Origin of the sequence: Millisia brevis NBRC 105863, from assembly GCF_001552615.1 — a bacterium.
Classification (GTDB): domain Bacteria; phylum Actinomycetota; class Actinomycetes; order Mycobacteriales; family Mycobacteriaceae; genus Millisia; species Millisia brevis.
In genome coordinates this window covers 432,961-457,044 of the sequence record NZ_BCRN01000002.1, presented here as the reverse complement: position 1 = coordinate 457,044, position 24,084 = coordinate 432,961, and the positions used below count along the sequence as shown (strand labels likewise).

Genomic DNA, 24,084 nt, shown 5'->3' with positions numbered 1-24,084 from the left:
ATCCGCACAGGTCGCACCGGTGGTATGCCGCCGGGTTCCCTACCGGACAAAGGGGGTCAGTAGGCTGCCCCTCGTGCAGAGATGGCGCGGCCTCGAGGACGTTCCGGCCGACTGGGGCCGATGCGTATTGACCATCGGTGTCTTCGACGGTCTCCACCGCGGGCACCGCCGGTTGATCTCCCGCGCGGTCGAGGAGGCGCGCGCGCGGGATCTGCCCTGCGTGCTGATGACCTTCGACCCGCATCCGATCGAGGTCGTCCGCCCGGGCGCCCACCCCGCACAGTTGACCAGCCTCGAGCGCCGCGCCGAGCTGGTCGAGGATCTCGGGGTCGACGTCTTCCTGGTGATGCCGTTCACCGCGGAGTTCATGAAGCTCACCCCGGAGCGGTACGTCCACGACATCCTGGTGCAGACGCTGCACGTCGCGTTGGTCGTGGTGGGGGAGAACTTCTCCTACGGCAAGAAGGCGCTCGGCACCGTCCCGATGCTCGAGCGGGCCGGTCGCCGCTTCGGCTTCGCCGTCGACGGGGTCAAGCTGCTCAGCGACGACGAGGTGACCTTCTCGTCGACCTATATCCGTTCCTGTGTCGACGCGGGGGACGTCGCCGCCGCCGAGGACGCGCTCGGCCGTCCGCACCGCCTCGAGGGCGTCGTGGTGCACGGCGAGAAGCGCGGCCGCGAGCTGGGCTTCCCGACGGCCAATATCGAGCCGAGCCGGTACGCGGCGGTCCCGGCCGACGGGGTCTACGCCGCGCTGTTCACCGTCCTCGGGTCGGCGAAACTCGACGGCACCTTCGAGCCGGGTACCCCCTACGCGGCGGCGGTCTCGGTCGGCACCAATCCGACCTTCTCCGGTCGCACCCGCACCGTCGAGGCCTTTGTCATCGACGGGCACGCCGACCTGTACGGGCGTCGGGTCGGGGTCGACTTCCTGGAGCGGCTGCGTGGGATGCTGGCCTTCGACTCGGTCGACGACCTGATCGAGCGCATGCACGCCGACGTCGATCAGACCCGCGAGATCGTGCGCGCACACCGGTTGGCTCCACCGGCCTCCTGAGCGTCGCCCGGCGTCCTCCGATCTACCGGGGGGTTGCGAATCGGTGTCCAAACGGCGCCCCGGGTTGCGCGAATACGTCGTGGACGCGGCGGAACGATAAAGAATCCCGCGCGGATCGGTGCGATATGCGCGCGAGTCGACAACTAGTGGTGCAATCTGTGCCGGGGCTCGCCGGACGGACCGGCACGCCCCGGGAGGTAGGCCATGAGGAAGCAAGGAATCGCCGCGGTGGCGATCGCAGCGGCGACGACCTTCGTTGTCGCGGCCTGCGCCGCACCGCAGTCGTCGTCGAATGATTCGACGACCGAGTCGGGGGTCAATGCCTCCGAGGCGACGTCCGCGGCGGATTTCGGCGGTCTCGACGGGCTGATCGAGGCCGCGCAGGCCGAGGGCCAGCTCAACGTGATCGCGCTGCCGCCGGACTGGGCGAACTACGGTGAATTGATCTCCACCTTCGAGGACAAGTACGGCATCACCGTCAATTCCGCCGAACCGACCGCCTCCTCCCAGGACGAGATCAACGCCGCCGACCGGCTCGCCGGTCGCGATACGGCCCCCGACGTCTTCGATCTCGGTCAGGCGGTCGCCCTGGCCAATACCGACAGGTTCGCCCCGTACAAGGTCGAGACCTTCGATCAGATTCCGGACCAGTTCAAGGATCCGGACGGCCTCTGGGTCAACGATTACGGCGGCTACATGTCGGTCGGCTACGACTCGAACGTCGTGCCGGAGATCACCTCCTTCGACGACCTGCTCAAGCCGGAGTTCCGCGGACGCGTCGCCCTCAACGGTGACCCGACGCAGGCCGGTGCGGCCTTCAGCGGCGTGATGATGGCGGCCCTGGCCAACGGCGGCTCCGCCGACGACATCGCCCCCGGCGTCGACTTCTTCGGCCGGCTCAACGACGAGGGCAACTTCATCGCCGTCGACCCGGATACCGCCACGATCGAGTCCGGTCAGACCCCGGTGGTCATCGACTGGGACTACCTCGGTGCCGCCGCCGGCAAGAACGTCCCGACCTGGACGGTCTTCGTCCCGCAGAACGCGTTGCTCGCCGGCTACTACTTCCAGGCGATCAACAAGGACGGCCCGAACCCGGCTGCCGCGCGCCTGTGGCAGGAGTTCCTCTACAGCGACGAGGGCCAGAACCTGTGGCTCAAGGGTGGCGCCCGCCCGGTGCGCGGTGACGAGATGGCGCAGGCCGGCACGATCGACCAGGCCCTCTGGGATGCGCTGCCGGCGGTGACCGGCGACCCGGTGATCCCCACGCCGGAGCAGACCGAAGCCGCGGGTACCTACCTCGCGGACAACTGGTCGCGCGTCATCAGCTGACGATGACCACCACCGAATCGACGGGCACGGCCCGTCCCGGTTCGGGGGTGAAGCGTTCGGGAAGCGGTGCGAGTTCGATCGGTCCCATGATCGGGCTCGCACCGTTCCTGATCTTCCTCACCATCTTCCTGCTGATCCCCACGATCACCGTGATCACCGGGGCATTTCAGGGCAACGACGGTGGCTTCACCCTCGGCAATGTGCAGGCGTTGACGTCCGAGGCAGCGATCCGGGCCCTGACCAACAGCCTGATTCTGTCGGCGAGCACCGCGCTGATCGGCGCGGTCGCCGGCGCGATCCTGACCTATCTGATCGTCAGCGCCGGCCCCAACAGCCTGCTGCGGCGGGTGGTGCTGTCGATCAGCGGTGTGCTCGCCCAGTTCGGCGGCGTTACGCTGGCCTTCGCCTTCATCGCCACCATCGGCTTCTCCGGCGTGCTGACCCAGGCGCTGCGCGACTGGCCGGGGATCGACATCTTCGGCAGCGGCTGGTTGTACGGGCTGCCCGGTCTGATCGTCGTCTACTGCTACTTCCAGATCCCGCTGATGGTGATCGTCTTCGCGCCCGCCCTCGACGGGCTGCGGCCGCAGTGGAAGGAAGCGGCGGTCAGCCTCGGGGCATCCGGATGGCAGTACTGGCGGTACGTCGGCGGTCCGCTGCTGCTGCCGGCTTTCCTGGGCTCGGCCCTGCTGCTGTTCGCCAATGCGTTTGCCGCCTACGCCACCGCCGCGGTCCTGGTCAGCCAGGGCAATCCGATCACCCCGCTGTTCATCCGTTCCGCGCTGACCAGCGAGGTGCTGCTGGGGCAGGCGAACCTCGGCTACGCGCTCGCCCTGCAGATGATCATCGTCGTGGCCCTGGTGATGTACGCCTACAACCTGCTGCTCAAGCGCACCTCGAGGTGGATGGCATGAGCGGCGTCATCCGGCGGGTGGTGCGCTACCTGATCCTCGCGCTGTTCGCGATCTACTTCTTCCTGCCCCTGCTCGCGATGCTGGACTTCTCCACGCGGGCCAAGGGCGGCCGGACCGGGCGCACCGGCGAGGCCTGGGCGAACCTGCTGACCGACGACGCGCTGCGCACCTCGATCATCACCTCGCTGATCCTGGCGGTGGTGACCGTGGTGCTGATGCTGCTGCTGTTGGTGCCCACGATGATCTGGGTGCGCTTGCGGGTGCCGAAGATGTCGCGGCCGATCGAGTTCCTGTGCCTGCTGCCGCTGACGATTCCCGCCCTGGTGATCGTCGTCGGCATCACCAACGTCTATTCGTGGGTGGACTACATCCTCGGGCCGTCGACGTACACCCTGGCGTTCGCCTACGTGGTGCTGGTGCTGCCGTACGCCTACCGGTCGATCGACGCCGCGCTGGCGGCGATCGACGTGACCACCCTGGCCGAGGCGGCACGATCGCTCGGCGCCGGCTGGATCACCGTGATCACGAAGATCGTGGTGCCCAATATCGTCGGCGGCATGCTGGGCGCGGCGTTCATCTCGATCGCCCTGGTACTCGGCGAATACACCTTCGCCTCGCTGCTGCGGTACGACACCCTGCCGGTACAGATCGCCCTCATCGGCAAGGTGGACGCGTCGACCTCGGTCGCCGCATCGCTCGCCTCGATCATCTTCGCGTCGGTCCTGTTGTTGGGACTGTCGTTTCTGCAGCGCAACCGCCACACCACCGGGAAGGCATAGGGATGTCCGCGAGTTCCACCACCGAAACACCGGGGACCGGCAGCGGTGCCGCCGGCGAGCGGTCCGGTCTGGACGTCGAGTTCGTCGGGCTCACCCGGCTCTACGGTCCGGTGCGGGCCCTCGACGGCCTGGATCTGCATCTGCGCGGCGGCGAGTTGGTGGCCCTGCTCGGGCCGTCCGGCTGCGGCAAGACCACCGCGCTGCGCATCCTCGCCGGCCTCGACCAGGCCACCAGCGGTACCGTCCGCGTCGGCGGCAAGGATCTGACCAAGGTGGCGGCCAATAAGCGCGATATGGGCATGGTCTTCCAGGCGTACAGCCTCTTTCCGCATATGACCGTCGTCGACAACGTCGCCTTCGGCCAGAAGCTGCGCGGGGTCGCGAAGGCCAAGCGCGTCGAACGGGCCCGCGAGATGCTCGAGCTCGTCGGCCTCGGGACCCAGGCCGAGCGGTTCGCCCATCAGCTCTCCGGCGGTCAGCAACAGCGTGTCGCGCTCGCCCGCGCGCTGGCGATCCAGCCGTCGGTGCTACTGCTCGACGAGCCGCTCTCCGCTCTGGACGCCAAGGTGCGCACCCAGCTGCGGGACGAGATTCGCCGCGTCCAGCTCGAGGTCGGGACCACCACCCTGTTCGTCACGCACGACCAGGAGGAGGCCCTGGCGATCGCGGACCGCGTCGGGGTGATGAACGCCGGACGGCTCGAGCAGCTGGCGGCGCCGGCGGATCTGTACGCCTCGCCCGCGAGCCCCTTCGTCGCGGAGTTCGTCGGTCTGAATAACCCGATCCCCGCGACGGTCTCCGACGGCGTCGCCGAGGTGCACGGGCATCGCATCCCGGTGGTCGAGGGGTCGATCGCCTCGGGTGAGGGTGTCGCGATGGTCCGCCCGGAGGCGATCTCGGTCGAAGCGGTCGCCGCCGGCTCCGAGGCGCCCACCGATGCCACCGTGGTGTCGGTCGGCTTCCTCGGCCCGATCTCGCGGGTGCACGTCGAGCTTCCGGACGGGCTGCGGCTGATGGCCCAGCAGCCGAGTTCGCGGGTCGGCGCGCTGGCGCCGGGCGAGCGGGTCCGCGTGATCGTCGATCCGTCGCCGGTCGTGGTACGTCCCGCCTGACACCGAACGCCGAAGGGTCCCGCGGTCACCGTCGACCACGGGACCCTTCGGACCTTCGCGACGACGGCTCGGGCGTCGGCGGGGTCGGCCGGGGGCGACGCCGCTGCCCGGCCTCGGGCTCGGCCGCGCGCCTCAGGCGCCCTCGGCCACCGTGGTCGCCGCCGCGGCAGCCGCCAGCTCGGCGCGGGCCCGCCGCCGCTGCGCCTGCTGTTCGGGATCCGGAACCGGCACCGCGGCCAGCAACTCCTTGGTGTAGAGCTCCCGGGGATCGGTGAGAACCTGCGCCGTCGTGCCGGATTCGACGATCTTCCCGGACCGCATGACCACCACCCGGTCGGCCATCTGCTCGACGACCGCGAGGTCGTGGCTGATGAACAGACAGGCGAAGCCCTGGTCGGCCTGCAACTCGCGCAGCAGATCCAGGACGGCGACCTGGACGGAGACGTCGAGCGCGGAGGTCGGCTCGTCCGCGATCAGCAGGGCCGGATCGAGCGCGAGCGCTCGCGCCACACCGATGCGCTGCCGCTGCCCACCGGACAGCTGGTGCGGATAGCGGTTGCGCATCGACGCCGGGATGCGCACCCGATCGAGCAGTTCGGAGACCCGCTTCTCCCGCTCCGCCCGACCCAGTCGGGTATGCAACTCCAACGGCTCGGCGATCGACTGGCCCACCGGCCAGCGGGGGTCCAGCGACGAGCCCGGATCCTGAAAGATGAAGCCCACCTTGCTGCGCAGGGGCCGCAGGTGGCGATTCTTGATCCGGGTGATGTCGACGCCGCCGAGCGTCGCGGTGCCCTCGGCCAGTGTGACCAGGCCGACCGCCACCTTGCCGACGGTCGACTTACCGGACCCCGACTCGCCGACCAGGCCCACCACTTCGCCCGGGTGGACGGCCAGGCTGATGTCGTCGACCGCGCGGAAGAGGGAACGGCGGCCGGAGAATTCGACCACCGCCCCGTCGAGCGAGAACGCCGGAGTGACCTGCCGGGGCTCGGCCGTGGCGGCCTCCACCGTCCCGGTCACCGAGGAGCCGAGATGGGGGACCGCCTCGAGCAGCGACCGGGTATAGGGATCGTCGGCGTGGTGAAAGATCTTGTCGGCGGTACCCGACTCGACCACCCGGCCGTCCTTCATCACCATGATCCGGTCGGCCATATCGGCGACCACGCCCATGTCGTGGGTGATCAGCAGGATCGCCGCGTCCACCCGGCTGCGCAGATCGCGCATCAGATCGAGGATTTCGGCCTGCACCGTCACGTCGAGCGCCGTGGTCGGCTCGTCCGCGATCAGCAACTCCGGATCGCAGGCGAGGGCCTGGGCGATCATCGCGCGCTGCCGCTGACCGCCGGACAATTGGTGCGGGTAGTACCCGATCCGCTTCTCCGGTTCGGGCATGTCGACCAGTTTCAGCAGCGTGATCGCCTGCGCCTTGGCCTCGTCCTTGGACACCCTGCGATGCATCCGGATCGCCTCGGCGATCTGCCAGCCGATGGTGTAGACCGGGTTCAGGGCGGTCATCGGCTCCTGGAAGACCACCGCGACCTTTTCACCCCGTATCGCGGTGAGGGTCTTCTCCGACGCCCCGACCAATTCCTGCCCGTCGAGCGTGATGCTGCCGGCGACGGTCGCCGAGTCGCCGAGCAGGCCCGGAATCGCCATGGCGGTGGTCGATTTTCCCGAGCCCGACTCGCCCACCAGAGCCAGCACCTCGCCGCGCGCGAGATCGAGATCGACCGACGAGACCGCGCGCGCCGTCCCACCGGGAACGGTGAAATCGACGGTCAGGTCCCGGATCCGCAGCATCGGGCTCGCCGCATCGGCCGCGGAGTCGGACGTGGTTATCCGAATGTCGTTCACGGCTACCTCCGCTTCGGGTCGAGCGCGTCCTGCAGAGCGTCGCCGACCATCATGAATCCGAGCACGGTCACCGACAGGAAGACGGCGGGGAAGAAGACCAGATACGGCGACGTCGACAGCAGGTTCTGCCCGCTGTTGATCTGCAGTCCCCAGGAGATCTCCGGCGCCTGCAGACCGATGCCCAAATAGGTCAGCGTCGCCTCGGCGGCGATGAAGGTGCCCACCGAGATCGTCGCCCAGACCAGCACCGGCCCCAGCGCGTTCGGCAGGATATGTCGGGTCAGCACCCGGGTGGTCGAGGCGCCCAGGGCCTGCGCCGCCAGGACGTAGTCGTTGCCCTTGATCGAGATCACCGACGAGCGCACCAACCGCATCGCGGTCATCCAGCCGAAGACGGTCAGCGCCAGCGAGACCGTCCAGACGCTGCGACTCGACGCCACGGTCAACAGCACCAGGGCGCCCAGCAGCAGTGGAATCCCGAAGAAGATGTCGGTGAACCGGGCCAGGATCGTGTCGATCCACGTGCCGAAGTACCCGGCCAGGCCGCCGATCAGCACCCCGACGATCAGGACGCCGATCACCGTGATCAGACCGATCGCCAACGACGTGCGGGCCCCGAAGACGACGTTGGCGTAGTAGTCGCAGCCCTGGATGTCGGTCCCGAACCAGTGCGCCGCGCTCGGCTGCAGCCGCGAACGGCTCAGATCGCAGTCCCGCGGATCGATCCCGCGGGCAAAGAGCTGCGGCACGATCGCCATCGCCGTCATCACCACCATGATGAGCGCGCCGATGATGAACAGCGGACTGCGCCGCAGATAGCGCCAGGCGTTGCGCCACAGGCTGTCCTGGCCGGCCGGTATCGGCTCCTCGATGGTGACCACCGCGGCGACCACGGCGTCGTGGGGGTCCTCGAGCGGCTTGTGGGGATCGGTCATGACGACGCCTTACTCGTATCGGATGCGGGGATCGATCACCGCGTACAGCACGTCTACCACCAGGTTGAAGAAGATGTAGAAGAAGACCATCAGCGTGACGATGCCGACGATCACCGCACCCTCCTGCGCGCGCACGCTGTCGTAGATCGCTCGGCCCAGACCCGGCAGGTTGAACACCGACTCGGTGACGATCGCCCCGCCGAGCAGGGTGCCGATATCCGCGCCGATGAAGGTGACCACCGGAATAAGACTGTTGCGCAACGCATGGCGGAAGACGATGCGACGTTCGCCCACCCCCTTGGCCCGGGCGGTGCGAATGTAGTCCGCGCGCATCGCCTCGACCATCGCCGTGCGCGTCAGCCGGGCCACGTAGGCCATCGACAATGCCGCCAACACCAGGCCGGGCAGCAGATAGCTGTACCACCCCTGGTTGATGCCGGCGATCGGGAACCAGCCCAGCTTGAACCCGAAGGTGTACTGGGCGATGAAGCCGAGCACGAAGACCGGCACCGCGACCAGGACGGTGGTCGACACCAGGACCAGGTTGTCCAGGAACCTACCCCGGTTCAGCGCGGCCAGGACGCCCGCGATGATGCCGAACATCGTCTCGAAGACCACCGCCACGATCGTCAGCCGAATGGTCACCGGCAGCCGCTGCTCGATGATGTCGAGCACCGGCCGACCGCTGAAGTCGGTGCCGAGGTTCCCCTGCAGCAGGGCTCCGATGTATTTGGCGTACTGCACGAACAGGTTGTCGTCGAGGTTGTACTGGGCGCGCAATTGCGCCTGCACCGCGGGGGTGAGCGGACGATCACCGGCCAGCGCCCGGATCGGATCGCCCGGCAGCGCATAGACCATCGCGAAGATCAGGAACGAGGCCCCGATCAACACCGGGATGGCCAACAGCAGACGGCGGATCACATAGCGTGTCATCGCGTCACCCCCTCCGACTCGTCCGATTCACCCACCGCGGCGGCTGCTAGTCGACCGTCACGGCGGCGAGATCGATATCGCCGTTGACCAGGTACTCGATATTCGAAATGCGCGGGCTCCACACCATCTGGTCGAGTTCGTAGAACAGTGGAGTCGCCGGCATGTCCGTGATCAGAATGTCTTCCGCCCGTTGATATTCGGCGGTCGCGGCATCCACATCGGGGGCATTGTTGCCGTCGGAGATCGCCTGGTCGAACGCCGGGCTGCTGTAGAAGGTGACATTCGAACCCGCGGGAGCCAAGGCGGCCGTGCCGTACAGCGGCTGCAGGAAGCTGTACATCGACGGGTAGTCCATGATCCAGCCCGCGCGGAACGGGCCGGTCATTCCCCGTTCGTCCTGCAGCGGAAGGTACTGCGCGAACTGCAGATCCCCTCGGAGGTTGAACTCCACGCCGAGGTTGGTGCGCAACTGGTTGCCCAGGGCGAGCATCCACTCCTCGTGCCCGCCACCTGCGTTGAACCACAGGTCGATCGGTTGGCTGCGGTCGAACCCGGCCTCGTCCAGCAACTGGTTCGCCTGCTCGACATTGAGGTCACAGGTGGTGGCGCAGGCGTCCTCGCGATAGCCCTCCACCACCGGGGAGACGAACGATCGCGCGGCTGTGCGGCTGCCCAGGAAGATGGACTCGGCGATGGCGCCCCGGTCGATCCCCATCGAAATCGCCTGGCGAACACGCGGATCGGCATATCTCTGGTCATAGGTCGGGAAGGCCAGCGAGGTGATACTCGGCCGCGGTTCCTGCAGGTAGCGGTCACCGAAGGTCTGCTCGGCGGTCCCCAGGGCGTCCGGCGGCAGCGTCTTCATCAAGTCGAGGTTCCCGGCCTGCACATCGTTGTAGGCCGTGGTCGGTTCGGTGTACACCCGGAACTCGACGCCGTCGGCCTGTGCGGGCTCGGAACCGGAGTAGTTGTCGTACCGCACGACGGTGAAGCCCTGATTCGGGACCCAGTCCTCCTGCGCCATGAACGGGCCGTTGCCGATCGGGCGGCGACCGAAGCCGGTCGGATCGTTGAAGAAGGCGTCGGGAAGCGGATCGAAAGCGGTGTATCCCAGGGTCACCGGGTAGATCGAGAAGGGCTCCTTCAGGGTGACGGTGATCGTCGAATCGTCGGTGGCCCGCAGTCCGGACATTTCGGTCGCGGCCGGCTGCCCGTCCTCGGGCGCCTGCAGGTCGTCGTAGCCCTGGATGTTCTCGAAGAAATAGGAGGCGCCCTGCGCGTTGGTGCTCAGCGCGCCGTAATTCCACGCGCGCACATAGCTTTCCGCGGTCACCGGGGTGCCGTCGTGAAAGGTCCAGTCCGGTTTGAGGGTGACCGTCCAGGTGGTGTTGTCGTCGGAGGTCACCGACTCGGCGACGCCGTCGTAGGTGAGATTCCCGTCCTGGTCGAAGGTGACCAGCTGGGTCCACAGGGCCGTCAGCACCTTGTGCCCCTCGGATTCGGTGGTATTCGCAGGCAGGAATGGGTTTTCCGGTTCGCCGAGCTGGTAGCTGTAGGTACCGCCGGACTCCCCGCCGCCACCGGTGCCGCCACCGCCGCAGGCGGCGGCCAGGCCGATCACCAACGCCAGTGAACCGATACTCGCGGCGACGCGTGAAGCGCGTCTGCGGCCGAAAATTCCATTGGTGCGCAATGCGATCGCCTCCCATGACCGGATGGCGCGCCGAGAAAAGTGTCGACACCAGCTCACGTCGGCACACGGCCCCATCCGTGTATCCAGATCGTCAGGAGGTCCAGATTGGACCTCGGCGCTGCCCCGCTCGGGCTGTGCTGGTCAAAAGGTAAACCTGTGGCGTCCGGGCCGCATCCGGAAACGGAAAATCTGGTCGAACGAGATCGGGGTACTCCGTGCCGGGGGCTGGTGTGGCGTGCGTGCATCGGGCGGGCCACCTGCGGCGACGGTGCGATATCCGACGCTTCGCCCGAAGATAACGAATCGGATAAGGCTGTCGGAGCCGCCCGGCGCAGGGGTGGGGGAGTCGTCGCGCGGGAGATGATCGGCGCCCGCGCTGCACGGGCCCCGGTCATTCGCGCAGGAGGGTCGCGGCCGGGCGACTGCTACACTGTTCGGCGGTGTGTGCTGCGGTTCGCGGCGGCCGCACCCCGGCCCACCGGCCGAATCAGCGCGCGGACGTCAGTACCAGGAGTGAAGACTGTGGCGTTGTCCACTGCCGACAAGAAGCAGATTCTGGCCGAGTACGGCCTGCACGAGACCGACACCGGGTCCCCGGAGGCGCAGATCGCGCTGCTCACCCGTCGGATCACCGATCTGACCGAGCACCTCAAGACCCACCGTCACGACCACCACTCGCGGCGCGGACTGCTGCTGCTGGTCGGTCGTCGGCGTCGGCTGCTGAAGTACGTCCAGCAGATCGATGTGGCGCGGTACCGCACCCTGATCGAGCGGTTGGGGCTGCGTCGCTGATCACCAATCGATCGGACGATTGAGATTCGTTTCCTTCACCACGGCGCCCGAGCCGTGGGTCGCACACGGATGGCCGGCGGGAGTGCCTACACTGGACCCGTCGGCCATTTGTGCTGCGTCGGTGCGGTCGAGGACCGCGCCGACTCGCCACCCGCCGGATGCGCTCGACCGCGATGTTCGGTCGAACCCGCAGCCGAGGCGTGGCGGCACCGGCATGACATGCCGAACCCCGAGGGTGTTGTCGCGGAGTCGGTCTTCGGTAGTGGTTCCTCGGCGGGCGTCGCGCTCGCCGGTGAACTTCGATCGACGGCCGCCCCTGCGCACGGACTCCGGCCGGAGAAGGGCCGGCCCTCGGGTCGACAGCGGTGCGCTCACTCGGGTGTGAGCGACCGCGAAGACGAGAGGACAGAAAAGCAAAGATGACTCAGACCCAATCCGGTACCACCGCCGTCGAGACCGACGAAGGTGTGTACGAATCGACCGCCACCATCGACAACGGAGCGTTCGGCACGCGCACGATCCGTTTCGAGAGCGGTCGGCTGGCCCGCCAGGCGGCGGGCTCCGTGGTGGCCTACCTCGACGAGGAGACCATGCTCCTGTCGGCGACCACCGCCTCCAAGGCGCCGAAGGACCACTTCGACTTCTTCCCCCTGACCGTCGACGTCGAGGAGCGGATGTACGCCGCGGGTCGGATCCCCGGATCCTTCTTCCGCCGCGAGGGCCGCCCCTCCACCGACGCGATCCTGACCTGTCGACTGATCGACCGGCCGCTGCGCCCGTCGTTCGTCGACGGACTGCGCAACGAGATCCAGGTCGTGGTGACCGTCCTGAGCCTCGATCCCAAGGATCTGTACGACGTGGTGGCGATCAACGCCGCCTCGGCGTCCACCCAGATCGCCGGCCTGCCGTTCTCCGGCCCGGTCGGTGGCGTGCGCGTCGCGCTGATCTCCAACCCGGACGCCCCGCAGGGGCAGTGGGTGGCCTTCCCGACCGTCGAGCAGCTCGAGGACGCCGTCTTCGACATGGTCGTCGCCGGTCGTGTGGTCTCCGGCTCCGGTGACACCGCCGACGTCGCGATCATGATGGTCGAGGCCGAGGCCACCGAGAAGGTCATCGAGCGGGTCGCGGGCGGTGCTCCGGCGCCGACCGAGGCGGTTGTCGCCGAGGGCCTCGAGGCCGCCAAGCCGTTCATCGCGGCGCTCTGCGAGGCCCAGCAGGCGCTCGCCGACGCCGTCGCGAAGCCGACCGGTGAGTTCGCGCTCTTCCCGCCGTACGAGCAGGACGCCTACGCCGCGGTCGCGTCGGCCGCCGAGGTCGCCCTCTCCGAGGCGCTGACCATCCCCGGCAAGACCGAACGCGAGGATCGTCTCGACGTCGTCAAGGCCGAGGTGCTCGAGAGCCTGGGCGCCAAGTTCGAGGGCCGCGAGAAGGAGCTCGGCGCCGCCTTCCGGTCGCTGACCAAGAAGCTGGTGCGCGGTCGGATCCTGCGGGACAAGTTCCGCATCGACGGTCGCGGCATCACCGATATCCGTGAGCTGTCCGCCGAGGTCGCGGTGATCCCGCGCGCCCACGGCAGCGCCCTGTTCGAGCGCGGCGAGACCCAGATCATGGGCGTCACCACCCTCGACATGGTCAAGATGGCCCAGCAGATCGACTCGCTCGGACCCGAGACGTCCAAGCGGTACATGCACCACTACAACTTCCCGCCCTACTCGACCGGTGAGACCGGTCGCGTCGGCTCGCCGAAGCGTCGCGAGATCGGCCACGGCGCTCTCGCCGAGCGCGCCCTCGTGCCGGTCCTGCCGAGCGTCGAGGAGTTCCCGTACGCGATCCGTCAGGTCTCCGAGGCTCTCGGGTCCAACGGTTCGACGTCGATGGGCTCGGTCTGCGCCTCGACGATGTCGCTGCTCAACGCCGGTGTGCCGCTGAAGGCCCCGGTCGCGGGTATCGCGATGGGCCTGGTGTCCGACGAGGTCGACGGTGAGACGCGCTACGTCGCGCTGACCGACATCCTCGGCGCCGAGGACGCCTTCGGCGATATGGACTTCAAGGTCGCCGGCACCAAGGACTTCGTCACCGCGCTGCAGCTCGACACCAAGCTCGACGGCATCCCGTCGACGGTGCTGGCCGCCGCGCTCGCGCAGGCCAAGGACGCCCGGACCACGATCCTCGACGTCATGGCCGAGGCGATCGACGAGCCGGACGAGATGAGCCCGTTCGCGCCGCGGATCACCACGATCAAGGTGCCGGTCGACAAGATCGGCGAGGTGATCGGGCCCAAGGGCAAGATGATCAACTCGATCACCGAGGAGACCGGCGCCAGCATCTCGATCGAGGATGACGGCACCATCTACGTCGGTGCGGCGGACGGCCCGTCGGCGCAGGCGGCGATCGACAAGATCAACGCCATCGCCAACCCGCAGCTGCCGAAGGTGGGCGAGCGGTTCCTGGGCACGGTGGTCAAGACCACCGCGTTCGGTGCCTTCGTCTCGCTGCTGCCCGGTCGCGACGGCCTGGTGCACATCTCCAAGCTCGGTGGCGGCAAGCGGATCAACAAGGTCGAGGACGTGGTCAACGTCGGCAGCAAGCTGCGCGTCGAGATCGCGGACATCGACAACCGCGGCAAGATCAGCCTGATCCCGGTCGAGGACGAGGCCGCCGAGGCCCCGGCCGAGGCCGGACAGCCTGTCGACGCCTGATGACGCGAGCCGCTTCTTGACGTCCACAGCCGGACGGCGGACCAGGACCCGGGCACCAATGGTGCCCGGGTCCGGTTCATCGGACCAACCCTCCGTCGAACCGCCCGTGCGGCGCAGTCAACTGCCCGGCGGTCTGCGGGTGGTCACCCAGCAGGTCCCCGGGGTGCGATCCGCGGCGGTCGGCCTGTGGGTCGGCGTCGGATCGCGCGACGAGAGCCCGGCGCTCGCCGGCGCCGCGCACTTTCTCGAACATCTGCTGTTCAAGGCGACCACGACGCGCACCGCGCTCGACATCGCCGAGGTGATGGACGCGATCGGTGGTGAGCTCAACGCCTTCACCGCCAAGGAGCACACCTGCTTCTACGCGCACGTCCTCGACGAGGACGTGACCCTCGCGATCGATCTGGTGTCCGATGTCGTCCTGCGCGGACGCTGCCGACCGGTCGACGTCGAGGTCGAACGCCAGGTGGTGCTCGAGGAGATCGCCATGCGCGACGACGATCCGGAGGATCTCGTCGGCGACCTGATGCACGAGGCGGCCTTCGGTGCGCATCCGCTCGGCCGGTCGATCATCGGCTCGACCGAGTCGATCACCGCGATGACGGCCGCTCAGCTGCGGTCGTTCCACCGCCGGCGCTATACGCCCGACCGGATGGTGCTGGCCGTCGCCGGAAATATCGATCACGCCAAGGTGGTGCGAGCCGCGCGCCGCTTCTTCGCCGATCGTCTGGAAGCGGCCCCGAGCACCGCCCCGCGTCGGCGACCCCCGCCGCCGACGATGGCGCCGACCAGCGCGGCGATCTCCCGGCCCGGCGAACAGACCCATCTGGTCGTCGCGACGCCCACCGCCGGTCGCGTCGACCCGGACCGCCGGGCGCTGTCGGTGCTCAGCACGATCATCGGCGGCGGCCTGAGCTCGCGGGCCTTCCAGGAGGTTCGCGAACGGCGCGGCTTGGCCTACTCGGTGTACTCCTCGGTGGAGACCTTCACCGACGCCGGCCTGTTCAGCGTCTACGCCGGATGCCGGCCGGACAATGTGCGCGAGGTGGTCACCGTGCTCGACCACCTGCTCGCGGACATCGTCACCAACGGGGTCCACCCGGACGAGGTCCAGCGGGCCAAGGGGTCGTTGCGCGGCGGCCTGGTCCTCGGTCTCGAGGATCCCTACTCGCGGATGGCCCGCATCGGCCGGCGCGAACTCGACGGTGCGCGGCATACCAGCCTCGCCGAGGGGCTCGCGGACATCGCGTCGGTGACCGTCGACGAGGTCGACCGGGTCGCCCGGCGCATCCTCACCCAACCGCGCTCGCTCGCCGTGATCGGGCCGCGCCGACGCGGGTACCTGCCGGTCGCGCTGCGCAACGCGATCGTCGTTCCCCGACACCACGACGGCACGGGCGTTTCGTCCTGATCGTGGGCCGTTGAGGCCTCTGCACGGCTCGCACGGCGAAGGAGCGGCCCGAATCCGACGGCGTCCCCGGGCGCTGAACTGCGGTTGAGCGAGTCTTCCGGACGGTAGGTGTCGGATTCGCGTGCAAAACCGACCATTGGAACGGTATGATCATCGGTAACGGACTGTCGAATGTCGAACCCAACAGGTTTCGGTTCGACGGTACCGGGCCGGTCGGGGCGTGTGAACGCACCGGTCGTCCGGGGGATATCGATGGCAGGGGGAATACGGATGGTGCTGCCCGAGCCGTCCGACCTCGGCGTGGATCCGTACGTGGTCGCGCGGAGGCCGGACTCGGTGCGCTCCGTGTACCAGCCGATCGTCGCGTTGGGGCCTCGACGGGAGCTGGTGGGATTCGAGGCGTTGGCCAGATGGCCTGCGGCTCCGATGGTCGATCCGGTGGCGGTCTTCGCCGCGGCTCGGGCCGAGGGTTTGCTGGCCGAGGTCGACTGGGCCTGTCGGGTCAGTGCGGTCGCCGGCGCCATGGAACGAAACCTGGGGCGCAGCCACACGCTGTTCGTCAACGTCGAACCGGACGCGCTGCGCCATACGCGGCTGCCGAATACCGACTTCGCCGAGGTGGTCGATCGTGCCCGCGGTGAGCTGCGCATCATCCTCGAGCTGACCGAGCGGGCGATCACCGACGATCCGAGTTCGCTGCTGCGTGCCGTCGACACCGCCCGCAGCAACGGCTGGGGGATCGCTCTGGACGACGTCGGGTCCAATCCGCAGTCCCTGGCGCTGTTGCCGCTCATCCAGCCGGACGTCATCAAGCTCGACCGCTCCCTGCTGGAACCCGAGGACTGCGCGGTCGCCGAGGAGATCGCCGCGCTGGTGCGCGAGCACGCCCGGTCCAGCGGCGCGTCGGTGCTCGCCGAGGGGATCGAGACCACCGCCCATCTGCGGCGGGCGATCGAACTGGGGGCGCGCTACGGCCAGGGTCGGATGCTCGGTGCGCCGGGCGCGCTGCCCGCGCTGATCCCGGCGCCGTCGGAGCCGATCCCGTTGATCACCGAGGGCAATAGTCATGTGCCGACCTCGCCGGGCGCGCTGTTGGACGTCATCCCGTCGAGCCGCTTCGATTCCGACCGGTCCATCGGCACGATCGACCGCGTCCTCGACGGCATGGAGAACACCCGCGATCCGCTGACCGTGCTCTGCGCGGTCGATACCCGCTCGCCCGAGGCGAGTCGGGTCGCGCGGCGCGTCGCCCGCCTGGCCGAGCGGCATCCCTTCGTCGCGGTGATCGGCGCGGAGGAAGACCGCAGCGTCGCCGGCCGGTTCGGATCGGCCGCCCGCTGGTCCGGCGCGCGCGACGGCGACCCGATCAACAACGAATGGGCGCTGGTCGCGATCGGCAGCCGTACCGAGGTGGCCCTGCTGGCCCGCTCGGCGGCCGATCAGCCGGCCGGAGATGTCGACCTCACGGTCAGCTACGACCGGCCCGTCGTCCGGGCCGCGGGCCGCTCCCTGTCGCGGCGCGTCACCGCGATCGCCGGCATCTGACCGAAGCGCTCCGCGCACAGGTCGTGCCCTCGCGCGGGCCCGCCGACGTCGGTCGATAGGCTCGACACCGGCCCGTGACCAGCGGGCAGGCGAGAGCGAGAGGAACCGGTGCGGCGCGTGATCAGGGTGGGAGTGCTCGGTTCGGACGGCAAGGTCGGCCGCACGATGGTCGAGGCGGTCGAGGCCGCCGATGACCTCGAGCTGGTCGCGGCGATCGATCGCGACGACCCGATCGACCGACTGGTGGACGCCAAGGCGCAGGTCGTCATCGACTTCACCCACCCCGACGTCGTGATGGGCAATCTCGAATACGTCATCGCCAACGGCATCCACGCCGTCGTCGGCACCACCGGCTTCGACGACGCGCGCATCGACACCGTCCGCTCCTGGCTCGAGGCGTCGCCGGATACCGGCGTGCTGATCGCCCCGAACTTCGCGATCGGCGCGGTGCTGTCGATGCGGTTCGCCGAGCAGGCGGCGCGGTTCTTCGAATCGGTCGAGATCGTCGAGTTGCACCACCCGAACAAGGCGGACGCCCCGTCGGGTACCGCCGCGCGCACCGCCCGACTGATCGGCGAGGCCCGCAAGGCCGCCGGTCTCGGTGCCGGCCCCGATGCGACCAGCACCGGGATCGAGGGTGCCCGCGGCGCGATCGTCGACGACGTGCACGTTCACTCGGTGCGCCTGCGCGGACTGGTGGCCCACCAGGAGGTCCTGCTCGGCACGATGGGCGAGACGCTGTCGATCCGGCACGACTCGATCGACCGCACCTCGTTCGTCCCCGGTGTGCTGCTCGCGGTGCGCGCGATCGACGGCCTGGCCGGGTTGACCGTCGGCCTCGAACCCCTCCTCGACCTGTGAGCGAGACCGGGTCGTCCGAGCCCGCCGACTCCCCGGACTCCGGCGGGGCGGGGGAGTCCGCGGCTACCGCCGGTCGACGCAGCACCATCGGGGTGGTCCTGCTGATCGCCGTGCTGTCGATCGGGCTGATCTTCTACTTCCTGCTGCTCGGCCGCCGCGGCATCGAGCTGATCCAGGTGGGCAACCCGGCGTCGATCGGCCTCGGTATCGGCGTGCTGCTGCTGCCGATCGTGGGTGCCTGGATCCTGTGGTCGACCATCGCCGCCGGCCTGTCCCATCAGCGGCTGGCCCGGCTGATCGACGAGCAGGACCTCGAGCTCGACGTCACCGAGCTGCCGCGCCGGGCCTCCGGCCGCTTCGAGCGCGACGCGGCAGATGAACTGTTTGCCACCGTGCGCGCCGAGGTCGAAGCCAACCCGGACGACTGGCGGGGCTACTACCGGCTCGCCCGCGCCTACGACTATGCCGGCGACCGCTCGCGCGCCCGATCGACCATGCGCCGCGCCGTCGACCTCGAGCGCGCCGAACGCGCGGGCTGATGGCTCGGCTGCTGCTGGTCCACCACACCCCGTCGCCGCACTGCCGGGCGATGTTCGAGGCTGTGGTGTCCGGGGCGACCGATCCGGAGATCGAGGGGGTCGAACTGGTCCGCCGCGCGGCGCTCGAGGTCACCGCGAGCGACTTCCTCGCCGCCGACGGCTATCTGCTGGGCACCCCGGTCAACCTCGGCTACATCTCCGGGGCTCTCAAACACGCCTTCGACGTCGCCTACTACCCGATCCTCGACTCCACCCGGGGCCGACCCTTCGGGGTGTACCTGCACGGCAACGAGGGCGTCGAGGGTGCTGTGCGGGCGGTCGACATCATCACCACGGGCCTCGGCTGGACCAAGGCCGCCGACCACGTCGTCGTATCGAACAAGCCGGACAAAGACGACCTCGAGGCCTGCTGGAACCTGGGCGCCACGGTCGCCGCGGGGTTGATGGGATAGGTCGGCCGGGGGTAGGTCATCCTGCACGGATGACGTTCTCGCTGGATGGCTTCACCGGCTTCGTTCCCTTTGCCGACCTGCCGGCCGGGGATGTGCCCACCGGATCGGGCGTCTACGTCGTCACCCGACCCGCGTCGTCGCCACCGGTGTTTCTGCCGCAGAGCCCGGCCGGGCGGTTCAAGGGCAAAGAGCCCACGGTGTCCGTCTCCGAACTGCAGGAGTCCTGGGTGCCGGGGGAGCCGGTGCTCTACATCGGCAAGGCCGACATCGGCAGGTCCGGAAAGCGGGGGCTGCGCACCCGCCTGAGCGAGTACCGGCGGCATGGGTCGGGTCGAGCGGTTGGCCATTGGGGTGGACGGATGATCTGGCAACTCGCCGACAGCGCCGACCTGTTGGTGGCGTGGCGGCCGGCCGATGACGGCCGCGCGCTCGAGAAGTCGATGATCGCCGATTTCGTGACGATGTACGGCAGGCGCCCCTTCGCCAATCGCACCGGGTAGCGGCTCAGCGGATCGATCCTCTGCGTGGCCGGAGGGCGTCCGAATATCCGCAGGAGCGGACCGCGGAGGAGATTATTGTCGCGGTACCGCTCTCCTGCGAATCTTCGGACGTCGCACCCTCGCCGCTACTGCTGCTCGGTGCCCTCGTCGGGTGCATCGGGTCGGGTGTCGGGCCCGGTCGAGCTCTCGGGGGCGGATTCCGGTGCCGACGCGTCCTCGGACGACGGCGCGGCGTCGGACGGCTTGCCCGGCTCCTCCGACTGCGGGCGCTTCTTCCAGTTGCCACTGCGGAAGTCGTCCGGGTGCAGGTCCTGGAAGTAGTCGCGGCCCGACTTCCACTTGTCCCCGTAGTCGCGGTAGCGCTCCCGGTACTTCGACTGATCGCGCAGCGCGCCCTGGACGGCCTGGGCGACCCACGAGTTGAGCGAGACGCCGTTCTGCGCGGCGGCCTCCTCGGCGCGCGCCTTGATCTGCTCGACCAGGCGCAGGGTGACCCGGGAGATATCGCCGGTCATGTCCTCGAAGGTCGGCGGCGCCTCCTCGCGCGGCTCCTCACGGTCGGAGCGGTCGCGCGGATCGACATCGACCCGGTCGCCGTCGATGCGGATGCCGACCCCGGTGCCGGTGGTCTCCTCGACCTCGCGGGCGAACTCGGACAGGGCGCCGATCAGCATGATGCGGGCGGCGGATTCGGTGGGGCGGCCGAGCGCGGCGACCACTCGCTTGGTCTCGTCGTCACCCAACGATGCGGCGGCGGCGACATCGGCCAGAAGGCGTTCGATATGCGGTGTGAGGTCCATGACGCCAGTGTGGCGTCATATCTGACGCCGCGCAACGTCCTTCGGGTGTCAATTCGGCGAAGGGTGACGTCGGGTTGGCATCTTCGGTGGCGGCGGCATGACGACAACGCGGGCCCGGGCGGCAGCTGCCACCCGGACCCGCGTCGGTTCGTTCCTATCGGGTCGTCAGCGTCGCATCAGCGCGAAGACTCCCCAGCCGAGGTATTCACGCTGGTAGCGCGCATACCTGGCGGGTTCGACGGTCAGCTCGATTCGGATCTCGCCGGCCATCTCGTCGTCGGGATTCGCGTCCAGCCAGCGGCGCATGGTGAGCCACTGGGCCGCCTGGTAGCGATCCCAACTGTCCTGATCGGCCAGCACCATCTCGACGACATCGCAGCCGAGGTCGCCGAACTGTTCGATCAGCTCCGGCAGGAGCAGGAAGTCGGCCGAGCCGCTCGCCAGGCAGGCCCGTGCGGTCTCCTCGTCGGGCACCGCGCGCCGCCAATAGGGCTCGCCGACCAGCATCATCCCGCCGGGACGCAGGCTGCGGGTCAGCAGCTCGACGGTGCCGGGCACGCCGCCACCGATCCAGGTGGCGCCGACGCAGGCGGCCAGATCGACCGGCTGGTCCGACACGTAACCGGCGGCGTCGTCGTGGACGAAGGCCACCCGGTCGGCGACTCCGAGTTCGACCGCGCGAGCGCGCGCCTGCTCGGTGAACAGGGTGCTGATGTCGACGCCCGTGCCGGTGAAGCCGTGCTCGCGGGCCCAGGTGCAGAGCATCTCGCCCGAGCCGGAGGCCAGGTCGAGAACGGTGGAGCCGGCCGGCAGTCGTAGTGCCGCCCCCAGGGTGGCGAACTTCTCCGGGGTGAAGGGGTTGTGGATGCGGTGGTTACGTTCGCGGATGGTGAAGATGCGTGGAAGCTCCACGAGAGGTACTCCTCGGTAGTGATGGGGTCGTGGTGTGCGTGGTGGCAGGTCGACCGGAGTCGGCAGCCGTCGCTCGGACCGTCATCAATTCACCTCATCGCGCGCGTGGAAGGTACGGGTCGGACACTACCGCGCCGCCGCTGCCCGACATCGGCTGCGGACCTCGCGCGGCGCCCGAAAAGCGGTCGAATAGCCGACTACCGGCCGCGACGCGGCAGGTCGAGCATTCGACGTCACCCGCACCCGGTAGCCTGATCCACCATGAAGACCGGTAGGAGCCCCGCAGCGTTCGGAACCGTCGCCGTGGCGATGGTGACCCCGTTCGACGCCAACGGGAAGCTCGATCTGGACGGCGCCGCCCGTCTGGCCGACCGGCTGATCACCGGCGGATGCGACGGATTGGTCGTGTCCGGCACCACCGGTGAGTCGCCGACGACGTCGGACAACGAGAAGGGCGAATTGCTGCGCGTGGTCCGCGAGGCGGCCGACGGGCGCGCCAAGGTGATCGCCGGTGTCGGTACCAACGACACCGCCCACACCCTGGAGTTGGCGCGCGAGGCCGAGCGGGCCGGCGCCGATGCGCTGCTCGTGGTGACGCCCTACTACTCCAAGCCGTCCCAGGCCGGTCTGGTCGCACACTTCTCGACCGTCGCCGACGCGACCGAACTGCCGGTGATGCTCTACGACATCCCCGGTCGCTCCGCGATCCCGATCGCCACCGAGACGCTGCTTCGCCTGGCCGACCACGACCGCATCCTCGCGGTCAAGGACGCCAAGGGGGACCTCTACGCCGCCGCCGAAGTGATGGCCGCGACCGATCTGGACTTCTACTCCGGTGACGATCCGCTCAATCTGCCCTGGCTCGCGATGGGCGCGGTGGGCTTCGTCAGCGTTCTGGGCCATTGGGCGCCCGATCGGCTCGCCGAGATGCTCGCCGCCTGGAACCGGGGCGATACCGCCCGCGCCCGTGAGGTCAACGACTCGCTGCTGCCGTTGATGCGCGCCCTGCATCGTTTCGGTGGGGTCTGCGCGGTCAAGGCCGGCCTGCGCCTGCTCGGCGCCGACGTCGGCGATCCGCGATTGCCGCAGGCGCCGCTGGAGGCGGCGGACATCGAGATACTGGCCGCCGACCTCGCCGCCGCGGGGGTGACCGCATGAGCCGCCCCGGTCGTGGACGCAGCAAGGCCACCCGCAGCGCCGGTCCGCCGGAGCCCCCCGTGGTGCGGTCGTCCGCCCGCGCGGCACGCGTCGACGCGCGCCCGCAGCCCGACCCCAACGACCGCCTCGGCACGCCGCCCAAGGCGTCGCCGAAGGCGCTGCGGATCACCGCGCTCGGCGGGATCAGCGAGATCGGCCGCAACATGACGGTCTTCGAGCACGCGGGCAAGCTGCTGATCGTCGATGCCGGGGTGCTCTTCCCGGAGGACGCCCAGCCGGGTGTCGACCTGATCCTGCCCGATTTCCGTCCGATCGAGGATCGCCTCGACGACATCGAGGCCGTCGTGCTCACCCACGGCCACGAGGACCACATCGGCGCGGTGCCGTTCCTGCTGCGGCTGCGCCCGGATATCCCGGTCGTCGGCTCCGGCTTCACGCTGGCCCTCGTCGCCGCGAAGTGCCGCGAGCACCGGCTCAACCCGAACCTCGTGCAGGTCAGCGAGGGGCAACGCACCCAGCACGGCCCCTTCGACTGCGAGTTCTTCGCGGTCAACCACTCGATCCCGGACGCGATCGCCGTCGCGATCCACACCTCGGCGGGTACCGCCCTGCACACCGGCGACATCAAGCTCGACCAGCTGCCGCTCGACGGCCGGTTGACCGACCTCGCCGGCTTCTCGCGCCTCGGTGACGAGGGGGTCGACCTGTTCCTGGTCGACTCCACCAACGCCGAGGTCCCCGGATTCGTCACGCCGGAACGCGAGATCGGCACCGTGCTGGACAACGTGATCGGCAAGGCGAAGCAGCGCGTCATCGTCGCGTCGTTCGCCAGCCACGTGCACCGCATCCAGCAGGTGGTCGACGTCGCCGAGCGGTACGGCCGCAAGGTCGCCTTCGTCGGCCGATCGATGGTCCGCAATATGCAGATCGCTCAGGATCTCGGGTTCCTGCGCGTCCCGGCCGGCCTCGAGGTCGACATCGACACCGCGATGACCCTGCCGGACAACAAGCTGGTCCTGGTGTCGACCGGGTCGCAGGGCGAGCCGCTCTCGGCGCTGTCCCGGATGGCCCGCGGCGAGCACCGCCAGATCAACATCCGCGCCGATGACCTGGTCGTCCTGGCGTCGTCGTTGATCCCCGGCAACGAGAACTCGGTCTTCGCCGTGGTCAACGGCCTGGCCAAGCGCGGCGCGACCGTCGTCACCCAGCAGAACGCCAAAGTGCACGTCTCCGGCCACGCCTCCGCCGGCGAGCTGCTCTTCCTCTACAACGCGGTGCGCCCGCGCAACGTCATGCCGGTGCACGGCGAGTGGCGGCATCTGCGCGCCAACGCCGCGCTGGCCAAGGCGACCGGCGTCCCCGAGGAGCGGGTCGTCCTGGCCGAGAACGGCGTGGTGGTCGACATGATCGACGGCCGCGCCCGGATCGTCGGACGCGTCCCGGTCGGTCACGTCTACGTCGACGGCCTCTCGGTCGGCGACGTCGGCGAGTCGACGCTGTCGGATCGTCTGGTGCTCGGCGAGGGCGGCTTCATCGCGATCTCGGTCGCCGTCGACGGCTCCGGCCGCGCGGTGACCACCCCGGAGGTCTCCGGTCGCGGCTTCTCCGACGACCCGACCGCGCTCAAGGAAGCGGGCCGGCTCGTCGAGGCGGAGATGCTGCGCCTGGCGGGGGAGGGCGTCACCGATACCCATCGCATCGCCCAGGCGGTGCGCCGGGTGGTCGGTCGGTGGGTCGCCGAGACCTACCGCCGTCGTCCGATGATCGTGCCGACCGTCATCCAGGTCGGCGAACCGGGCTAGA

The 24,084-nt window shown here is 69.0% G+C and carries 21 protein-coding genes; 15 read left to right on the top strand and 6 right to left on the bottom strand.

Annotated features, from left to right (window positions below):
• The first annotated feature begins 73 nt into the window (after positions 1-73).
• The 5 genes from MB1_RS04805 (at position 74) to MB1_RS04785 (ending at position 5,194) form a co-directional block, all read left to right on the top strand.
• Positions 74-1,057, top strand: a complete 984-nt coding sequence (locus MB1_RS04805; RefSeq protein ID WP_066904094.1) for a bifunctional riboflavin kinase/FAD synthetase — start codon at positions 74-76, stop codon at positions 1,055-1,057.
• A gap of 204 nt (positions 1,058-1,261) precedes the next feature.
• On the top strand, positions 1,262-2,389 hold the full coding sequence (locus tag MB1_RS04800) for an ABC transporter substrate-binding protein (protein WP_066904092.1): 1,128 nt from the start codon (positions 1,262-1,264) through the stop codon (positions 2,387-2,389).
• Between the two features lie 86 nt (positions 2,390-2,475).
• Positions 2,476-3,303 carry an ABC transporter permease gene (locus MB1_RS04795; RefSeq protein WP_066904090.1) on the top strand — a complete coding sequence of 276 codons (828 nt, stop codon included), beginning with the start codon at positions 2,476-2,478 and terminating at the stop codon, positions 3,301-3,303.
• Positions 3,300-4,082: an ABC transporter permease gene (locus MB1_RS04790; RefSeq protein WP_066904088.1), complete on the top strand. Its 783-nt coding sequence runs from the start codon at positions 3,300-3,302 to the stop codon at positions 4,080-4,082. The genes MB1_RS04795 and MB1_RS04790 overlap by 4 nt, the downstream gene beginning before the upstream one ends.
• A 2-nt stretch (positions 4,083-4,084) precedes the next feature.
• A complete protein-coding gene (locus MB1_RS04785; RefSeq protein ID WP_066904087.1) occupies positions 4,085-5,194 on the top strand; it encodes an ABC transporter ATP-binding protein in 1,110 nt (369 codons plus the stop codon).
• A 132-nt stretch (positions 5,195-5,326) separates the two neighbouring features.
• Here MB1_RS04785 and MB1_RS04780 read toward each other — a convergent pair whose 3' ends face one another.
• Genes MB1_RS04780 through MB1_RS04765 form a run of 4 tightly spaced genes read right to left on the bottom strand, consistent with a single transcriptional unit; the run spans position 5,327 to position 10,540 of the window.
• Complete coding sequence (locus MB1_RS04780; protein ID WP_066904330.1) at positions 5,327-6,997, bottom strand: ABC transporter ATP-binding protein; 1,671 nt, start codon at positions 6,995-6,997, stop codon at positions 5,327-5,329.
• A gap of 56 nt (positions 6,998-7,053) precedes the next feature.
• A complete protein-coding gene (locus MB1_RS04775; RefSeq protein WP_066904085.1) occupies positions 7,054-7,986 on the bottom strand; it encodes an ABC transporter permease in 933 nt (310 codons plus the stop codon).
• A gap of 9 nt (positions 7,987-7,995) precedes the next feature.
• On the bottom strand, positions 7,996-8,919 hold the full coding sequence (locus MB1_RS04770; protein WP_066904084.1) for an ABC transporter permease: 924 nt from the start codon (positions 8,917-8,919) through the stop codon (positions 7,996-7,998).
• A gap of 46 nt (positions 8,920-8,965) precedes the next feature.
• Positions 8,966-10,540 (bottom strand): peptide ABC transporter substrate-binding protein, encoded by a 1,575-nt coding sequence (locus tag MB1_RS04765; RefSeq protein ID WP_245650019.1) that lies wholly within the window; start codon positions 10,538-10,540, stop codon positions 8,966-8,968.
• A gap of 594 nt (positions 10,541-11,134) precedes the next feature.
• Here MB1_RS04765 and rpsO point away from each other — a divergent pair.
• The 8 genes from rpsO to MB1_RS04720 all read left to right on the top strand — a co-directional run bounded on the left by rpsO (position 11,135) and on the right by MB1_RS04720 (position 19,411).
• On the top strand, positions 11,135-11,404 hold the full coding sequence (gene rpsO, locus MB1_RS04760; RefSeq protein ID WP_066904325.1) for a 30S ribosomal protein S15: 270 nt from the start codon (positions 11,135-11,137) through the stop codon (positions 11,402-11,404).
• 419 nt (positions 11,405-11,823) lie between these two features.
• Positions 11,824-14,103 (top strand): polyribonucleotide nucleotidyltransferase, encoded by a 2,280-nt coding sequence (locus MB1_RS04750; protein WP_066904079.1) that lies wholly within the window; start codon positions 11,824-11,826, stop codon positions 14,101-14,103.
• A 58-nt stretch (positions 14,104-14,161) separates the two neighbouring features.
• On the top strand, positions 14,162-15,514 hold the full coding sequence (locus tag MB1_RS04745) for a M16 family metallopeptidase (RefSeq protein ID WP_066904077.1): 1,353 nt from the start codon (positions 14,162-14,164) through the stop codon (positions 15,512-15,514).
• A 252-nt stretch (positions 15,515-15,766) separates the two neighbouring features.
• A complete protein-coding gene (locus MB1_RS04740; RefSeq protein ID WP_169801594.1) occupies positions 15,767-17,059 on the top strand; it encodes an EAL domain-containing protein in 1,293 nt (430 codons plus the stop codon).
• A 117-nt stretch (positions 17,060-17,176) separates the two neighbouring features.
• Complete coding sequence (gene dapB / locus MB1_RS04735) at positions 17,177-17,920, top strand: 4-hydroxy-tetrahydrodipicolinate reductase (RefSeq protein WP_281189802.1); 744 nt, start codon at positions 17,177-17,179, stop codon at positions 17,918-17,920.
• 86 nt (positions 17,921-18,006) lie between these two features.
• Positions 18,007-18,459: a tetratricopeptide repeat protein gene (locus MB1_RS04730; RefSeq protein ID WP_066904322.1), complete on the top strand. Its 453-nt coding sequence runs from the start codon at positions 18,007-18,009 to the stop codon at positions 18,457-18,459.
• Positions 18,459-18,911 (top strand): flavodoxin family protein, encoded by a 453-nt coding sequence (locus MB1_RS04725; RefSeq protein ID WP_066904071.1) that lies wholly within the window; start codon positions 18,459-18,461, stop codon positions 18,909-18,911. The genes MB1_RS04730 and MB1_RS04725 overlap by 1 nt, the downstream gene beginning before the upstream one ends.
• Before the next feature lie 29 nt (positions 18,912-18,940).
• The gene (locus MB1_RS04720; protein ID WP_066904069.1) at positions 18,941-19,411 is read left to right on the top strand and encodes a hypothetical protein; all 471 of its coding nucleotides are present in this window, start codon (positions 18,941-18,943) and stop codon (positions 19,409-19,411) included.
• A gap of 125 nt (positions 19,412-19,536) precedes the next feature.
• On the opposite strand, the gene MB1_RS24885 is transcribed toward MB1_RS04720, so the two are convergent.
• On the bottom strand, positions 19,537-20,211 hold the full coding sequence (locus MB1_RS24885) for a toxin-antitoxin system HicB family antitoxin (RefSeq protein WP_084350859.1): 675 nt from the start codon (positions 20,209-20,211) through the stop codon (positions 19,537-19,539).
• A gap of 165 nt (positions 20,212-20,376) precedes the next feature.
• A complete protein-coding gene (locus tag MB1_RS04710; RefSeq protein WP_066904068.1) occupies positions 20,377-21,123 on the bottom strand; it encodes an SAM-dependent methyltransferase in 747 nt (248 codons plus the stop codon).
• 261 nt (positions 21,124-21,384) lie between these two features.
• Here MB1_RS04710 and dapA point away from each other — a divergent pair, with 261 nt between their 5' ends.
• Both dapA and MB1_RS04700 read left to right on the top strand, forming a co-directional pair.
• Complete coding sequence (gene dapA, locus MB1_RS04705; protein WP_066904066.1) at positions 21,385-22,281, top strand: 4-hydroxy-tetrahydrodipicolinate synthase; 897 nt, start codon at positions 21,385-21,387, stop codon at positions 22,279-22,281.
• Positions 22,278-24,083, top strand: coding sequence for a ribonuclease J (locus MB1_RS04700; RefSeq protein WP_084350857.1), 1,806 nt, complete (start codon positions 22,278-22,280; stop codon positions 24,081-24,083). The genes dapA and MB1_RS04700 overlap by 4 nt, the downstream gene beginning before the upstream one ends.
• Position 24,084 lies beyond the last annotated feature (1 nt).

Coding starts and splice junctions, on each gene's coding strand:
- MB1_RS04800 (WP_066904092.1), top strand. CDS start 1,262: ATGAGGAAGCAAGGAATCGCCGCGGTGGCGATCGCAGCGGCGACGACC.
- MB1_RS04795 (WP_066904090.1), top strand. CDS start 2,476: ATGATCGGGCTCGCACCGTTCCTGATCTTCCTCACCATCTTCCTGCTG.
- MB1_RS04790 (WP_066904088.1), top strand. CDS start 3,300: ATGAGCGGCGTCATCCGGCGGGTGGTGCGCTACCTGATCCTCGCGCTG.
- MB1_RS04785 (WP_066904087.1), top strand. CDS start 4,085: ATGTCCGCGAGTTCCACCACCGAAACACCGGGGACCGGCAGCGGTGCC.
- MB1_RS04780 (WP_066904330.1), bottom strand. CDS start 6,997: ATGCTGCGGATCCGGGACCTGACCGTCGATTTCACCGTTCCCGGTGGG.
- MB1_RS04775 (WP_066904085.1), bottom strand. CDS start 7,986: ATGACCGATCCCCACAAGCCGCTCGAGGACCCCCACGACGCCGTGGTC.
- MB1_RS04770 (WP_066904084.1), bottom strand. CDS start 8,919: ATGACACGCTATGTGATCCGCCGTCTGCTGTTGGCCATCCCGGTGTTG.
- MB1_RS04750 (WP_066904079.1), top strand. CDS start 11,824: ATGACTCAGACCCAATCCGGTACCACCGCCGTCGAGACCGACGAAGGT.
- MB1_RS04745 (WP_066904077.1), top strand. CDS start 14,162: ATGGTGCCCGGGTCCGGTTCATCGGACCAACCCTCCGTCGAACCGCCC.
- MB1_RS04740 (WP_169801594.1), top strand. CDS start 15,767: ATGGCAGGGGGAATACGGATGGTGCTGCCCGAGCCGTCCGACCTCGGC.
- MB1_RS04725 (WP_066904071.1), top strand. CDS start 18,459: ATGGCTCGGCTGCTGCTGGTCCACCACACCCCGTCGCCGCACTGCCGG.
- MB1_RS04720 (WP_066904069.1), top strand. CDS start 18,941: ATGACGTTCTCGCTGGATGGCTTCACCGGCTTCGTTCCCTTTGCCGAC.
- MB1_RS24885 (WP_084350859.1), bottom strand. CDS start 20,211: ATGGACCTCACACCGCATATCGAACGCCTTCTGGCCGATGTCGCCGCC.
- dapA (WP_066904066.1), top strand. CDS start 21,385: ATGAAGACCGGTAGGAGCCCCGCAGCGTTCGGAACCGTCGCCGTGGCG.
- MB1_RS04700 (WP_084350857.1), top strand. CDS start 22,278: ATGAGCCGCCCCGGTCGTGGACGCAGCAAGGCCACCCGCAGCGCCGGT.